At 61.9% G+C, this 15,571-nt stretch carries 14 protein-coding genes and 1 tRNA gene; 6 read left to right on the top strand and 9 right to left on the bottom strand.

Annotated features, from left to right (window positions below; genetic code table 11):
* Positions 1–167: 167 nt before the first annotated feature.
* On the top strand, positions 168–1,319 hold the full coding sequence (locus QM716_RS27445; protein WP_003941354.1) for a N(5)-(carboxyethyl)ornithine synthase: 1,152 nt from the start codon (positions 168–170) through the stop codon (positions 1,317–1,319).
* A gap of 9 nt (positions 1,320–1,328) precedes the next feature.
* Here QM716_RS27445 and QM716_RS27440 read toward each other — a convergent pair whose 3' ends face one another.
* The 5 genes from QM716_RS27440 to QM716_RS27420 all read right to left on the bottom strand — a co-directional run bounded on the left by QM716_RS27440 (position 1,329) and on the right by QM716_RS27420 (position 6,699).
* Positions 1,329–1,700 carry a limonene-1,2-epoxide hydrolase family protein gene (locus QM716_RS27440; RefSeq protein WP_283307417.1) on the bottom strand — a complete coding sequence of 124 codons (372 nt, stop codon included), beginning with the start codon at positions 1,698–1,700 and terminating at the stop codon, positions 1,329–1,331.
* On the bottom strand, positions 1,697–2,851 hold the full coding sequence (locus QM716_RS27435) for a 3'(2'),5'-bisphosphate nucleotidase CysQ (protein WP_283307416.1): 1,155 nt from the start codon (positions 2,849–2,851) through the stop codon (positions 1,697–1,699). The genes QM716_RS27440 and QM716_RS27435 overlap by 4 nt, the downstream gene beginning before the upstream one ends.
* A complete protein-coding gene (gene cysC, locus QM716_RS27430) occupies positions 2,848–4,692 on the bottom strand; it encodes an adenylyl-sulfate kinase (RefSeq protein ID WP_283307415.1) in 1,845 nt (614 codons plus the stop codon). The genes QM716_RS27435 and cysC overlap by 4 nt, the downstream gene beginning before the upstream one ends.
* The gene (gene cysD / locus QM716_RS27425; RefSeq protein WP_283307414.1) at positions 4,692–5,618 is read right to left on the bottom strand and encodes a sulfate adenylyltransferase subunit CysD; all 927 of its coding nucleotides are present in this window, start codon (positions 5,616–5,618) and stop codon (positions 4,692–4,694) included. Before cysD ends, cysC begins: the two co-directional genes overlap by 1 nt.
* 145 nt (positions 5,619–5,763) lie before the next feature.
* Entirely contained in the window at positions 5,764–6,699 is a 936-nt protein-coding gene (locus QM716_RS27420; protein ID WP_283307413.1) for a helix-turn-helix domain-containing protein, read from the bottom strand.
* A gap of 116 nt (positions 6,700–6,815) precedes the next feature.
* On the opposite strand from QM716_RS27420, the gene QM716_RS27415 reads away from it, so the two are divergent.
* From QM716_RS27415 to QM716_RS27405, 3 genes are read left to right on the top strand one after another with little or no spacing between them, the layout of a single operon-like run.
* Complete coding sequence (locus QM716_RS27415; protein WP_283307412.1) at positions 6,816–7,982, top strand: hypothetical protein; 1,167 nt, start codon at positions 6,816–6,818, stop codon at positions 7,980–7,982.
* Between the two features lie 2 nt (positions 7,983–7,984).
* On the top strand, positions 7,985–8,767 hold the full coding sequence (locus QM716_RS27410; RefSeq protein ID WP_007726165.1) for an SDR family oxidoreductase: 783 nt from the start codon (positions 7,985–7,987) through the stop codon (positions 8,765–8,767).
* A gap of 7 nt (positions 8,768–8,774) precedes the next feature.
* Positions 8,775–9,914 (top strand): sulfotransferase family protein, encoded by a 1,140-nt coding sequence (locus tag QM716_RS27405; RefSeq protein WP_283307411.1) that lies wholly within the window; start codon positions 8,775–8,777, stop codon positions 9,912–9,914.
* A 73-nt stretch (positions 9,915–9,987) separates the two neighbouring features.
* Here QM716_RS27405 and QM716_RS27400 read toward each other — a convergent pair whose 3' ends face one another.
* Together QM716_RS27400 and QM716_RS27395 are read right to left on the bottom strand one after the other, a co-directional pair.
* Entirely contained in the window at positions 9,988–10,833 is an 846-nt protein-coding gene (locus tag QM716_RS27400) for an alpha/beta fold hydrolase (protein WP_283307410.1), read from the bottom strand.
* Positions 10,830–12,620 (bottom strand): N-acyl-D-amino-acid deacylase family protein, encoded by a 1,791-nt coding sequence (locus QM716_RS27395; protein WP_283307409.1) that lies wholly within the window; start codon positions 12,618–12,620, stop codon positions 10,830–10,832. Before QM716_RS27395 ends, QM716_RS27400 begins: the two co-directional genes overlap by 4 nt.
* 97 nt (positions 12,621–12,717) lie before the next feature.
* Between QM716_RS27395 and QM716_RS27390 the strand changes: the two genes are divergently transcribed.
* Together QM716_RS27390 and QM716_RS27385 are read left to right on the top strand one after the other, a co-directional pair.
* Complete coding sequence (locus QM716_RS27390; RefSeq protein WP_042923173.1) at positions 12,718–13,365, top strand: TetR/AcrR family transcriptional regulator; 648 nt, start codon at positions 12,718–12,720, stop codon at positions 13,363–13,365.
* Positions 13,366–13,759: 394 nt separating this feature from the next.
* Positions 13,760–13,885 carry a hypothetical protein gene (locus tag QM716_RS27385; protein ID WP_003941303.1) on the top strand — a complete coding sequence of 42 codons (126 nt, stop codon included), beginning with the start codon at positions 13,760–13,762 and terminating at the stop codon, positions 13,883–13,885.
* Positions 13,886–13,967: 82 nt separating this feature from the next.
* Here QM716_RS27385 and dcm read toward each other — a convergent pair whose 3' ends face one another.
* Complete coding sequence (gene dcm / locus QM716_RS27380; RefSeq protein WP_283307408.1) at positions 13,968–15,269, bottom strand: DNA (cytosine-5-)-methyltransferase; 1,302 nt, start codon at positions 15,267–15,269, stop codon at positions 13,968–13,970.
* Positions 15,270–15,418: 149 nt separating this feature from the next.
* Positions 15,419–15,489: transfer RNA gene (locus QM716_RS27375), tRNA-Cys, on the bottom strand.
* Positions 15,490–15,571: the final 82 nt, after the last annotated feature.

Below are 15,571 nucleotides of genomic sequence, written 5' to 3'. Positions count from 1 at the left end.
GCACATACCGACGCGCCTTTCTGTTGCCGTCGGCGATCGACAGCAGCGCAGCCAGCACGCTTTCACGCGGTCCTGGCCGAGGCAATCTGCCAGCGTTTCTGCGGCTTCTGCTCGTCCCTCAGGCTCCTGCCTGACATCTCTACCTGCTCCTATCGAGAGATACACAATTGAACAACGCACGCACCCTTGGAGTCATCGGACAGTCGAGCAAACCGGCAGAACGCCGGTTGCCGATCCATCCTGCGCATTTCGATCGCATCGATGCCGAACTACGCTCTCGGATCTACCTCGAAGAGGGCTACGGCCACCCCTTCGGCTACTCCGACGACTACCTCTCGCGCCTGGTTGCCGGAATCCGCACGCGCAAGCAGATTTTGGCGGAAACCGATGTGGTTCTGCTACCGAAGCCGTTGGTGCGTGACCTCGCCGAACTGCGATCCGGTCAGGTTCTCTGGGGCTGGCCGCACTGCGTCCAGGACACCGAGTTGACACAGATCGCGATCGACAAGAAACTGACTCTCATCGCCTTCGAGGCCATGAACTTCTGGCACAGCGACGGATCGTTCAATCTGCATGTGTTCCACAAGAACAACGAGCTCGCCGGCTATTGCTCGGTACTGCACGCCCTGCAGTTGATCGGTTCCACCGGAGACTACGGCCGCCGTCTCACTGCTGCCGTGATCGGTTTCGGAGCCACTGCACGCGGCGCGGTCACAGCGCTCAAGGCGCACGGCATCCACGAAGTGGACGTCCTCACCCAGCGTGGAGTCACCGCCGTCAGCTCCCCTATTCACTCGGCGCGCATGGTCTCTTTCGACAACAACAACGGTGACGTCCGTGGCAGCCACGTGATGCTCGACAATCACAGCGTGCCGGTGCCCGGATTCTTGGCCGAGCACGACATCGTCGTCAACTGCGTACTGCAGAACACCGACGCCCCACTGACTTTCCTGACCGAGGAAGACCTCATGGACTTCCAACCCGGCAGCCTCATCGTCGACGTGTCGTGCGACGAAGGCATGGGCTTCAGTTGGGCTCGCCCCACCTCGTTTGCCGAGCCGACCTTCATCGTCGGTGACAACATCACCTACTACGGTGTCGACCACAGTCCGTCGTACCTGTGGAACTCGGCATCGTGGGAAATCAGCGAGTCTCTTCTCCCCTACCTGCCCACCGTGATGGCGGGAGAGACGGCATGGAAGGCAGACGAGACCGTCGATCGGGCCATCGAAATCCGTGACGGCGTCATCGTGAATCCGGCCATCACACGGTTCCAGCACCGCTCAGCGGACTACCCGCACGCCGTCATCGCGGAGTAGCGGCCCCGATCAGGCCTGGCCGGCTGCCGCGTTGATCGGCGCCATGTCGAAATAGTCGCGCCAGGCGCTGATCTTCCCGCCCTCGACTTCGAATACCCCCATGACCGGGAGCGCTACCTCGGCGCCGTTGATGGTGAAGACGTCGACGCGTTCGTTCATCACCACGCTGCCGTCCGCGACCTGACGCTTGATCTGAAAGTCGATGTTTCCGAAGGCACCGACAAATTGTTCGATGAAAGCTCGGACGGCCTCGCGCCCGACGACGGGTTCCATCGGAATGTTGTGGTAGACGATGTCATCGGTGAAGTACTCGACGATCTTCGCGACGTCGGCGTGTGCCCAGAGTGCACAGAATTCGGTGATCAGCTTGTCCGGTGTCATTGTGTGCCAGCCTCTTTCGCTTCGGATTCGTGTGGTTCGATAATAGCCATGATGCTGGCGATCTCTCCTGCAGGAATGGCGAAGTACTCGGTGACGAAGACCGTCACGGCCGGTGATTGGCCAGGCGTTCCGAGGTCCAGCAGATACCGCGCTACGACGCTCTCACCCCACTCACGCAGCGCGAGTTCACGAATCGCCACGATTCCGCGATATTGCTGCCCCTGTTCGAGCTCGTTGCTGATGAAAGCGCCGGTATCACCGGTTCGCTGACCGTTCTCGACCCGCCAGGCGTCGGCGGCGAATCGGACCTTCGTTGCGTCATGAGTGAGCAAAGCGTTCACGTATTCACGCGCCATGGCGACGCGCCCGCTGACCGCGGACTCCTTGGAGTGCTTGGCAATTGCGCCGACGATCGCCTCAGCCAACTCCGGTCGGCAGATCACGAGATCCGGCAGGTAGGGATGAGACTCGTTGTAGAGCAACGGCGAACCGTCGATGCGACTGCAATGCAGTCCCGCCGCCTGCGCGACGCCGACCGGTGCCGCCGAATCCCACTCCCACTGCCCACCGGCGTGAAGGTAAGCGTCGACGTCGCCGCGCACCACCGCCATCGCCTTGGCGCCGGCCGACCCCATGTGCACCACGTCGGCCCCGAGTTCGGCTGCCACCGCTTCGGTGAATGCGGGCGGCCGCGATCCGCTGACTACTACGCGGAGCGGTGAGTTCACGGGAACCGAATCGGCCTCGTCGCCACTGGAGTACACCGCTCCGAGCGCCGGCTGAGCAACCGCGGCTGCGGTAATTCCGCTACCGCGCTCCCAAAGCGCAACGTGCACTGCCCAATCCGAATGATCCGGGAGTCCGTATTCCTTGGAGCCGTCCAGCGGATCGATGATCCAGACCCGGGACGCCTCCAGACGAGTGCGATCGTCGGCAGATTCTTCCGAGAGCACGGCATCGCCCGGCCGCTCGGCCGCCAACCGGTCGAGGATGTAGGAATCGGCGGCCTTGTCGCCCCGTCGTCCCAGCTCACGACCGTCGTCGACGCCCAGGCCCTCGGCTCGGATCCCCAAGAGGATCGCGCCGGCTGCTTGCGCCAATTCCGCTGCCAGTGCCTCGTCGGCAAGTCGGCTGTGTGTGGGTTCGCTCACCGGTCCAACACTTCCATAATTCGCAGTGCAAGTTCGGTAGGCGTTCCGTCTTCGGGCCGAATCACCAGTTCTGGACTGTTCGGGGCTTCGTAGGGATCGTCGACCCCCGTGAATCCCTTGATTTCCCCAGCTCTGGCTTTGGCATACATTCCCTTGGGATCTCGGGCTTCACACTGCTCGATCGGCGTGTCGACATAAACCTCGACGAACTTCAGTCCAGCAGCTTCGTGGGCTGCGCGCACTCGATCACGATCCTCGCGGTACGGACTGATAAGGCAGGCCACTGCCACTGCGCCGGAATCGGCGAACAGCTGCGCCACGGCGCCGACCCTGCGAACGTTTTCCGCCCGGTCCTCGGCGCTGAAACCCAGATCCGCGTTCAGGCCGTGTCGGAGGTTGTCGCCGTCGAGGCGGTACGCCGGGATACCCGCGGCCACCAACCGGCGCTCGAGTTCCACCGCGATCGTGGACTTACCCGAGGCTGAGAGACCGGTGAGCCACACGGTCCCGCCGGTAGTCGCCCGTTCCTCGCGAGAGACCTCCGAACTGTGCCAGACGACGCGTGATTCCTTGAGCGTGGGACCGTTGATCATTCCGGCTGCGACGGTATTGCCCGTGGTCTCGTCTACGAGAATGAAGCTGCCCGTCACGCGGTTGCGGCGGTAGGGATCGAACATCAACGGCTGTTGCGTTTTGATCGAGATGCGACCGATCTCGTTGAGGGACAGAGATTCTGCCTTCTCGTCGCGGTGCAGGGAATTGACGTCCAGCCGGTAGTCGAGCCGTACGATCTGTGCCTTCGTGGAGCGCGTGGTGTGCAGCAACGAGTAGCGATTGTTCTCCGACAGTGTGGTCTGTTCGGTCAGCCAACAGACCATCGCATCGATTTCCTGCCCGACCTGCGGCCGGTTGTTGAGCCGACACAATTGGTCCCCACGGCTGACGTCCAGATCGTCGGTCAGCTCGATGCACACGGCCGCGGGCGCAAACGCCTCGTCGATCACGTCGCCGCCCGGCCCGTGGACAGCCTTCACCGTCGACGTGAATCCAGAAGGCAACGCCACGATTTCGTCGCCTGGCTTGAAGACCCCACTGGCCACCGTTCCCGCGTAGCCACGGAAATCGTGGAGGTCGGCGTCGGTCTGCTTCTGCGGACGGATCACGTACTGCACCGGAAACCGAGCGTCGATCAAGTTGCGATCCGAGGCGATGTGCACCTGCTCCAGATGGTGCAGCAGCGACGGCCCGTCGTACCACGACATGTTCTCGGTCCGGGCAACGATGTTGTCTCCCAACAGCGCCGAGACCGGAATGAACGTCAGGTCGTGGACGTCCAATTTGATCGCGAACTGCCGGAATTCTTCCTTGATCTCCTCGAATCGTTCCTGAGACCAGTCCACCAAGTCCATCTTGTTCACACACAGCACGAGGTGGGGAATCCCCAGGAGAGTCGACAAGAAGGCATGGCGCCGCGTCTGTTCGAGCACTCCTTTGCGTGCATCCACCAGGATCAGGGCGAGATCTGCCGTCGAAGCACCGGTCACCATGTTGCGGGTGTACTGCTCGTGCCCGGGAGTGTCCGCGATGATGAACTTGCGGTGAGGGGTCGCGAAATACCGGTGGGCCACATCGATCGTGATGCCCTGTTCGCGCTCGGCGCGCAATCCGTCAGTCAGTAACGCGAGGTTGGCGTACTCGTCTCCGCGTTCTCGACTGCTCCGTTCCACCGCCTCGAGCTGGTCCTCGAAGATGGATTTGGAGTCGTAGAGCAACCGGCCGATGAGTGTGGATTTACCATCGTCGACACTGCCCGCCGTAGCGACTCTCAGCAGTTGCGGCATCAGAAGTACCCCTCTTTCTTACGATCTTCCATGCCTGCTTCGGAAATACGGTCATCAGCTCTTGTTGCGCCACGCTCCGTGATACGGCTCGCAGCAACCTCTTCCACGACGGCGGCCGGGGTTTCGGCCGACGATTCGACGCACCCGGTGCACGTTGCGTCGCCGACCGTACGGAAGCGCACCAACGCCTCGTAGGACTCCTCACCTGCGCGAAGCTCGAGGAAGCGGGTGCGCGCCAACAACATTCCGTCGCGCGGAACTACTTCACGCCGATGGGCGTAGTAGATGCCGGGAAGGTCGATCTGCTCGCTCTCGATGTACTGCCAGATGTCGAGCTCTGTCCAATTGGAGAGGGGGAAGATCCGAATATGTTCGCCCTTACGGTGTTTGCCGTTGTACAGGTTCCACAGTTCAGGTCGCTGCACCTTGGGATCCCACTGCCCGAACTCGTCCCGAAAGCTGAATACCCGCTCCTTGGCTCGCGCTTTCTCTTCGTCGCGGCGAGCACCACCGAACACGGCGTCGAACTTGTTGTCGCGAATTCCGCGCAGTAACGCGTGCGTCTGCAGGCGATTGCGACTGGAACCGACTCCGGTGTCCTCGATGACGCGTCCGGCGTCGATGTCGTCCTGCACACTGGAGACGACAAGCCGCAGGCTGAAGCGATCGACAGTGCGGTCACGGAACTCGATCACCTCGTCGAAGTTGTGACCGGTGTCGACGTGCATCACGGCGAACGGCAATGGCGCAGGCCAGAATGCCTTGGCCGCTACGTGCAGCATCACGACGGAATCCTTACCTCCGGAGAACAGGAGGACCGGCTTTTCGAAAGTCGCTGCGACTTCGCGGAAAATATGGACCGCCTCCGCTTCGAGTGCTCGCAAATGCGACAACTCGTAGGCGGGCGGGGTCTGGAGTGTTGCCATGTCTTTCGCTCCTGAGCATCACTGACTCCGTTGCGGGAACTTCGTCACCGCATCGGTACATTTATGTACCGGACTGGTTCTAAATTGAACGCAATCACAGAATAGAACTCGTTCTACCCAAAGGTCAATGACCGACAATCAAACGTCACAGACCGCGATCCGGACTCCGGCCACCAACTTCCGCCGTCACCGCGTCCGCCGCCACAACCAGCGCCGCGGCCCTTCGCTCGATCTCGGCGCCCGTAATCGCCCCGCCCACATACAGCGTGAGCACCAGCGCCTGATGCCCTTCGGCGTCGTAAGTCGGGGCCGCGATGAGACTGACGGGATGCTCGTCGTCAGAACTGATATCGCGCCCGAGGTACACCCTCTCGCCCAGGCTCGACACCATCTCACCGAGCAGTTCACGCACCTCCGGCGGAAGATCATGCGTCGCGACGCCCGCCATCAGCGTGTGAAGTCGCTGCCCGACCGGGTCCAGACTCTCGACCAGATACCCCGCGGCGCGACACTCGCGGACCACGTTCCACAGACGCTCGCGATCCAAGCGCACCGGCAAGCTCGGCTCCTTGCTCAGCCAACTGTCCATGTCGTGATCCGAACCCCAGAGGACGTACATCAGTCCGACCGGCGGAGCGAACGGGTACACCTGACCAACCTTGGCGGTGCGACGCGCGCCGATCGGCCCGGTCACTTCGAGCACGCTGATCTGATCACCGATCACACCGGACGCCGTGCATGTCGTCCCGAAGTCCGCACTCACCTTCTCGAGGTGGGTGCGTGCTATCGGTCCGACGGCAAATCCTCGCTGAGCTGCACGTCCGGCCGCGATCAAGGCAGGGCCGAGCCCGTAGGTCTTCGACGCCTCGTCCCGTGTCAGGTACCCACGGTCAGCCAGGGCCGTGAGAATTCCCAGGCAGGTCGGCTTGCTGATCTCGAGCGCGCGGGCGAGTTCCGACAGCCCGAACCGCTGGTCAGGGCGGCCGACGAGGTAGTCGAGCACCTGAACCACACGTTCGGTGGGAGGCGATTGCCTCCCCCTCGAGCGACCCTCGTCAGGCGCCTTCTCAGGTCCACCCATTGACCACTCCCTAGAACGCGTTCTATTGTCGGAATACCAAACATCTACCCCATAGGTACATATTTGTACCACGACGCTCTGGGCCGGCGACATAGTCGGAACTGTGAGGAGCCAGCGTGCTGACGGACCCGTTTGCCGAAGCGATCGCCGAAGCCGAGAAATTGATCGAGACTGCGCCGCACATCAGATCCGAGCAGGATCTACTGGAGGGATACCAATATCTGGCCGGCGGAATCATCGCGACGACGCATGCCGCGTGGGCCAGCGAAAGGACCCATCCGAGTTTCATCCAGGGCACCGGACCGTTCACCAAGATGGGCCTCGACAACCCGGACACCCTGTACTTCGGCGCTCGCATCAACGACGACAAGGAATACAAGGTCACCGGAAAGCGTGGCACCACAGCCGATCTCAGCTTCCAGGTGCTGAGCGGGAACTACACCAACTCGAACGTTCCCGGAAGCGAGATCGCCTTCGACGACCGCGAACTCGAGATAGGCGAGGACGGTAACTTCGTCGCTTGGTTCGGCCCCGGCCCTGCCGACGGCCGAGCCAACTACTACACCCTGGCGCCAGGATCCTCGCAGTTGGTCGTGCGCGAGGTCTACAGCGACTGGAGTCAGCAGCGCGGCGTGATCCGCATCGAGCGCACCGATTCGATCGGGATCGCGCCGCCGCCGCTCACCGCCGAAGAGACCGAGAAACGGTATGCACGGGCAGGGAAGGCCCTGGTCACCCGGGTCAAGACGTGGCTGCAGTTTCCGGAGTGGTTCTACCTCAAGCTCACGGTCAACACCATGACCGAACCGCGTCTGACTCCGGGCGGACTGGCGACGCAGTACTCGTCGGTAGGACATTACGAACTCACCGATGACCAGGCGATGATCATCACCGTCCCGGCGTCGGACGCACCGTATCTGGGATTCCAACTCGGCAGCCTCTGGTACATCTCACTGGACTACGTCAACCACCAGACTTCGCTCAACAACGGCCAGGCGCAGGTGGATCCGGACGGGATGGTCCGAATGGTGGTCAGCGAGAGAAACCCCGGTGTCACCAACTGGATCGAAACCGTCGGGCATCCGCGCGGCATTCTTCAGTTCCGTTGGCAGCGAGTCTCCCGTGAGCTGACGCCCGAGGACGGCCCAACCGTCGACATCGTTCCAGTCGAAGATATTGCGAACCACCTGCCGCATTTCGACACCAACGCCATCACCGCCGAGGACTGGGCAGCGCGAATTGCCCAGCGCCAGGCCGCCATCGACAACCGAATGCTGGGGTAATCATGACCGCATTGCTCGAAGACCGTGTAGTAGTCATCTCCGGAGTCGGTCCGGCCCTCGGCCGCGCTTTGGCCCTTCGTTGTGCGTCGGCCGGCGCGAGTCTTGTTCTCGCAGCGCGCACACAATCGAGACTCGACGACGTCGCAAAAGAAATCGTCGATGCCGGTGGGCGCGCAGTCACCGTGGCCACCGACATCACCGACCAGGCTTCCGCCGAGAATCTGGTGGCCGAATCCATTGCCGCCTACGGCAAAGTCGACACGCTGATCAACAATGCATTCTCGATACCCTCGATGAAACCGTTGGCTCGCACCGATTACCAGCACATCCGCGACAGCATCGAACTGACCGTGCTCGGGGCGCTTCGTCTGACCCAGCTGTTCACGCCGGCACTTGCAGAGTCGGACGGCTCCGTGGTGAACATCAATTCGATGGTGTTGCGCCACTCGCAAGAGCGGTACGGCAGCTACAAGATGGCAAAATCGGCGCTGCTCGCCATGTCGCAGTCTCTGGCCACCGAGCTCGGTCCGCAAGGAATTCGTGTCAATTCGATTGCACCCGGCTATATTTGGGGCGACACCCTCAAGGGTTACTTCGCGCACCAGGCGGAGAAGTTCGGCATGACCGTCGAACAGATTTACGAGCACACCGCCTCGAACACCGACCTCAAGCGCCTGCCGACGACCGACGAAGTATCCGATGCGGCGATCTTCCTCGCGTCTCCGATGGCCAGCGCCATCACCGGCCAATGTATCGACGTCAACTGCGGCGAATTCCATCACTAGGAGCACCATGACTGAACGCACTCATGTCGGCACCGTCGAGGATCTCCACGCCTCGGCGACACGGATGACCGGACTGACGGACTTCGGCGTCGACGATTACACCGAGGCTCTGTCGGTACTCCTCGAGTCCTACGACCGTGACGAGGATCTGACCCCCTTCGGCAGCAAGATCTCTCGGGTATTCCTGCGCGGCGCGCTGGTGGCACGTCTACTCAGTGAATCGGCATGGAAGGAGCATCCGGAACACGCCGACGTCAAGATCGAGCGTCCGATCTTCGTCACCGGATTGCCGCGCACCGGCACCACTGCGCTGCACCGCCTCCTCACGGTCGACCCGGCTCACCAGGGCCTCGAGATGTGGCTGACCGAGTTCCCCCAGCCTCGCCCGCCTCGCGATACGTGGGAATCGAACCCGGTCTTCGCGAAGATCGAGGAGACGTTCGGGCAACACCACGTCGAGCATCCCGAATTCATGGGCGTGCACTACATGTCAGCCAGTGAAGTCGAAGAGTGCTGGCAACTCCTACGTCAGACGTTCAAGTCCGTGTCTTACGAGTGCCTGGCGAATCTACCCACGTACTCCGCGTGGCTGAAGGACCAGGAGTGGTCGAACGCCTATGCCCGACACAAGAAGAACCTGCAGCTGATCGGTCTGCCCGATCAGGATCGACGGTGGGTCCTCAAGAACCCGAGCCACCTGTTTGCGCTCGACGAATTGATGGAGGCGTACCCCGACGCGCTGGTCATTCAGACTCACCGCTCCCCTACCACGATCATTCCATCGGTGTGCAGCCTGGCCGCCCAGGCGACAGAGGGTTGGTCGAACACGTTCACCGACAAGGTGATCGGCGAAAGTCAGCTCGAATTGTGGGCCAGGGGTCTCGAGCAGTTCGACAGTGCACGTGCACACCACAATCCGGCACAGTTCATCGACGTCGACTATCAGGACTTCGTCACCGATCCACTGGGCACCGTCGAGAACATCTACGCGCACTTCGACATCTCGTTGACATCTGCCGCGCAGCAGTCGATGGAGGCCATGCACGAGGAAAGCCGCTCGGGTGCTCGCAAACCTTCGCACAAGTACACGCTCGAGGAGTTCGGACTGACGAAGGAGCAGGTGGAAGAGCGATTCGGAACTCGCTGACACCCGCTGGCCGACAACCTTACTGACAACTGAAGCCCCGCCGATCGGCGGGGCTTCAGTGATCGAAACTCGGTCAGCTACTGAGATGTTCTCCCAGCAGTCGGTCCAACTCCTCCGGGGCCTCGTCCGGAATCCAGTGGCTCACGCCGCTGAGAACTTCGAACCGGTACGGACCGTCGACAAACGCGGGGGTGAGCGCAGAACCCTTGGGCCCGATGGCAGCGTCGCCGTCGCTCCACACATGCAAAGTCGGCACGGTGACCCGGGCACTTGCGGGGTTCGGCTTGGTCATCCACATCGCGCGGTACCAGTTCAGACCCCCGCGCAGTCGTCCGGGAGCCAGCATGGCGTTCAGATCGCGCCGTGCGTTCTCCGGCGTCTGTCCGCTCGAAATCAGGAACTTCTCACCCGCCGACGTGGAGGACAGAACCTTCTCGGGAACGAAGGGCAATTGGAACGCCCCCATGTACCACGATTTCAGTCCCTGTGTGCTGGTCACCATTGCCTTGACGAATGCAAGTGGATGCGGAACCGACACCGCGGTAACGGTATTGAGCAAATCGGGCCGCTCGGCAGCTACCTGCCATGCCACGGCGGCACCCCAGTCGTGGCCGACCAGGTGCACCTTCCCCACACCGAGTGCGTCGATCAATGCGACAGAATCTGCGGCAAGCTCGGACCCGCGGTACGCCCAGCGCGCTTTCGGCCGGGCGCCTGGTGAGTATCCTCGCTGATCCGGTGCGACGGTACGGAAGCCGCGGGCGTGCAGCAGCGGTGCGAGCTGATCCCACGAGCTCGAATCCTGCGGAAAACCGTGCAGGAGGACCACGACCGGACCGTCGACCGGCCCTTCGTCGCGTACGTCGAAGGTCAGTCCGGACCGGGAGTACGAGGTGAGGCGATCCGCCGGTGAAGTCATAACGCCACGCTAGTCTTCGCGACACCCGCAACCGGAGCCTTTTCGCCGGCGCGCAGGAATTGGCCCGTCTTTTCGGTTCCGAATCCCGGGACGAATTCACCGTCGCTGTAGACGAGTCGGCCGTTGATCACGGTCGCGACGGCTGCATCGTCGCTGCGGTTGACCATTCGGCTGATCCCGCCGTACTCGGGGACGGTTGCCTCGAACAACCCGTCGACCGACTCGTCGAGCCCGGCAGGGTCGATGACAACGAAGTCCGCGCGGTCACCCTGGCGTAGATGCCCGGCATCGATGCCGTACCAGTCCGCCAGTTCACCCGTCAGGCGATGGATTGCGCGCTCGACGGTCAGGAACGGCTTGCGATCACTCTGGGCGTCCTTCACACGCTTGAGGAGTCGCACCGGGTAGTTGTAGAACGCCATGTTGCGCAGATGCGCGCCGGCATCGCCGAAGCCCATCTGTACGCCGGAACTCGCGGCGAGTTTCTTCGCAAACTTGGGACGATGATTCGCAATGGTGGTGCGCCAACGAAGATCTCGCCCGTACTTGACCACCAAGTCGAGGTACGCGTCCACCGGGTGCACTCCCCGGATGTCTCCGACCTGACCGAAGTTCTTGCCGATCAACGTCTCGTCCGGGCAACCGACGATGACGGCGTCGTAGAAATTGCGGTGCCAGATGCGCGGCGAGAACTTGTTGTCGTAGTCCTTACGGAATGCACGCCGGTACGACTCGTCCTGGAGCAGCTTGTTGCGCTCCACCTGGTCTTTGAGATGCAAAGCGGCGGCGCCGGCACCGAACTCCTCGAACACGACGAGGTCGATTCCGTCCGCGTAGACCGTGAAGGGAACCGGAAGATGCTGCCACTTGAAATCGGTCTTGGCGAAACGGTTCAGCAGTGGGGCCGCAGCGAGCATGAAGTACACGATCACCGGGTAGGCCTTCGAATCCGCACCGGAGAGCAGCGAAGTCTTGAGCGGCTTCTTGCGTCCGATCGCGGAACTCTCGGCGAAGAACGCCGCGACGTTCGGATACAGGTTGATGGTCGGAGCGCTCTGCAAGATCTTTCCGCGATCACGAAGGATACGGTTGAGGAATCGGAACTCCTTCCACCGCGCGTACGTCGACGGCAAAGAGCGAGAACGGTATTCGTCGCCGTCGATCTTGTCGAGGGCATTGGTCATCGACGACAGGCCCAGCATCCCCGCATCGATGGCGTCCTCGAGCATCGAGCCCATCCGGCCGAGTTCCGAGCGGCTCGGCTTGACCTTCTTGTCTGTGCCTCGCCCCAATCCGAGTACGTGCGTGCGAATGTCGGAGTGACCGATGAATGCCGCGACGTTGGGTCCGAGCGGGAGCGCGTCGAGTGCGGCGGTGTAAGCGGTGGGGCCGCTCCAAGTCTTGTTCGCTTCGAGGATGCTCAGCACCGCATCGTGGGGAACTGCTTCGACTCGGCTGAACAGGTCCGCGATCTCGCGCGGGGTCGAATACACCGTCGACAGCGAGCAATTGCCGAGCACGACCGTCGTGACGCCGTGGCGAACCGATTCCGGAAGCCCTGGACTGACCAAGGCTTCGGCGTCGTAGTGCGTGTGGACGTCGACAAAGCCCGGGAGAACCCATTTGCCGGCCGCGTCGATCACTTCGGTGTCCGGTCCGATCTCCAGGCGCGTCGTGGACACCTCCGCGACCACGCCGTCTCGAATTCCGAGATTACGACGCAGACCTGGAGCCCCCGTCCCGTCGAACCACAACCCGTCGTTGACCACGATGTCGAAAGCAGACACTGTCGGACTCCTCGCCTCACGTATGTGTTACCTCACGTTATAGACAGCGTTGAGTAAAAGTCAATGAACCTTCCGAGCGAATACATAAGATGTCGGAATGGCTGCCGTCCCCCGCTCCCCCGAAGACCGTCAGAGGCAAATCCTCGAGGTGGCAGTGCACATGTTGCGGACCGAGCCTTTTGATCAGCTGTCGATGGACCGAGTTGCGGCCGAGGCCGGCGTCTCACCGCCATTGCTGTTCCACTACTTCAAAAACAAGAAGGGCTTCCAGAACGCCATCCTCGAGGCTGCCTCGGCCGATCTCGAAGATCGAATGCGACCGGATCCCGAGCTACCCATCACGTCCCAGCTGCGTTCAGGTATCGAAACTTTCGTCGACGCCGTTATCGAGCACCCCACCATTTACCTCGCCGTGATGCGTATGGCCGGCAGTGGCGACGTCCGGATGCGCACGATCTACCGCGGCATGCGCCGCACTTTCACCACGTGGATCGTCGCTGCGCTGACGAATCTGGGCATCGAATCGAACGCGACCGTAGAGGCGACAATCGCCGGGTGGCAGGCATTCATGGAGGAAATCGTCGTCAACTGGATCGACGAGCCGACGCTCGAGCGCGGGGAGATGGTCGACCTCTGCGAACGAATTTTCTACCACTGCCTACCGGCAGCGGGCATCAGCGTGGAGCAAATAGTGGCAGCCACCGTGGTCGCGACGGCCAGTGAGTCCGGCGCAACACAACTGTGATCTTCGCGCCGGGGTTTCACAGGTGGTCACGATTGGGTATCTTCCTTGCAGTGGCACTGGACCACGACCCCAACATATGAAGGATCCAACATGGAGTCTGTCGAAAACGTATTGCCCGAGGGTGTCAAGCTCGAAGACGTCTTGAGTGTCCTCAAGGTCGCAGTTGCGGGCATCGGCCTCATCAGCGCACTTTCGGCATTCAGCTGATCGCAAAGCGTCATCGACAGGCCGGACTTCGGGGAGTCCGGCCTGTTTTTTGTTTCCGTCCCTGAACAAACCGTGAACTCTTCGGCAACTTCAGCGCAAAGTGGTCATTTCAACCCAAACAAGCGTCCAGTTTGCTAATTTGTGTCTGCGACACAAGGTCGTACAGAAACACCACGCAGACACAACCTTGTACATACACACCTGTACATACGACACGGAGGACCGAAACATGGGTTCCATCAACACCCTCAGCGCCGTCATCGACATCATCAAGGTCGTCCAGCCGTTGATCGCCAAGCTCAACCTCAGCTGATTCGCTTGCACCACACCCCTGCCAGGGCGTAACTCGAAATGGGGCCGACATTGTCGGCCCCATTTTCCGTCGGCGCCTTACCTCAGCCGAGCGCCTTCTTGATCTCTCCTGCCAGCGCCGAAGCCAGTTGCGGCGGCACGGCATTGCCGATCATCGTGCGCACCGCTCCCCACTTGCCTTCGAAGACGTAGTCGTCGGGGAAGGTCTGGAGGCGAGCAGCTTCTCGAACGGTCAAGGATCGCGTGTGTTTCGGGTGCACGTTGCGGGAAGCCGAGATCATCCCGAAGGTGGTTCCGACCGTCGACGCCGGCTCGTCCCACCGCAGTCGCTTGTACGTCGTGTTGTAGCCCGAGGATGGTCGCATCGACGGATTTTCGTTGTCGTGAGCCGACATCCCTTCCGGCACATCACGCAACCACCGCAAGACGTGCTCGGGATGCTCGACGGCCCAGTGCAGCGGGTCCGTCTCGCAGGCCTGCCCGGATTCCAGCGGGGCTAGATCGACGGTGGCATCGCGGAAAGTCCTCAGCGGCGCAACACCATTCACGCCATGAGTCTTCGGCGGGAAACGCAGTGGCCCGATACCACTGTCGCGGCGGGTCGCCACGATGAATACTCTCTCCCGGAACTGCGGGACCCCGTAATCCTGCGCATTCACCGTGTTGACCGACGCTTCGTAACCGCGTGCAGCCATCTCGCCGAGAATCCGGTCGATGACCATCCCGCCGTCCGGGTCCTTCATGCTGAGCAGCAGTCGCACGTTCTCCATCACCAAGACCTTCGGCTTCACCAGTTCGGCGAGCTCGAGCAGGTTCCGGAAGAGATGGTTGCGCGGATCGTCGCGGTCGCGTCGGCCGGCGAGGCTGAAGCCCTGACACGGCGGTCCCCCGGCCAACACATCGATGTCCACTTGTGCCAGAAGATCTTTCACACGGGCTTCGTCGATGGCCCGGATGTCCTCGCCGAGGCACCTCGCGCCGGGGAAGTTCCGATCGAAGGTCGCGCGCGCCTCCGGCACGACTTCGATGTATCCCTCCACCGAAAACCCCGCCATCCGAAAGCCTTCGGCCATACCGCCACAACCGGAGAACGCCGTCAGTATGGTTGGGCCTCCGCTTCCTGCCCCTGCGACCGCACGCCCGGCCACCGAGGCGGGGTCGTTGACCGGTGTCGCTCGACGCGCACGGGTACTACCGCACGATCGCTTCCGCGGGGCCGCATACGTACCCTCACGCTTCGCGGATTCCAACGCGGTGAGGGCCGTGAGAACTGCTAGCTCCACCGGTGGTTTGGGATACGCCTTGTCGAGTTCCCACGCGGAGACAACGGCCGACGAGACTCCGGCTTCACGGGCGAACTGGAACTGACTGATCCCCACGTCCATGCGCCGCGATCGCAGGTCCTGTCCCGAAATCAATTCAGTGCCTCACTCATGTGGTCCGCTCCGGCAGCCCAGACTATCGCAGCGGACCCTGTGAACCGGGACCACACAAGAGGGACCGGCAGGCGAAATGCCTGCCGGTCTCCGACACGAGCGGATGACGGGACTCGAACCCGTGTGAACGGCTTTGCAGGCCGGTGCCTAGCCACTCAGCCACACCCGCGTCACTGCGTAACTCTGCCCCGAGCGACGGCGTCGAACCACAGTTCCGCTCAGCATGATTCGAGTGCAATCCCACCAAGCGT

Origin of the sequence: Rhodococcus sp. IEGM 1409, from assembly GCF_030056735.1 — a bacterium.
GTDB lineage: Bacteria > Actinomycetota > Actinomycetes > Mycobacteriales > Mycobacteriaceae > Rhodococcus_F.
The sequence above is the reverse complement of the archived record's forward strand: the minus strand, read 5'-3'. Positions and strand labels throughout refer to the sequence as shown.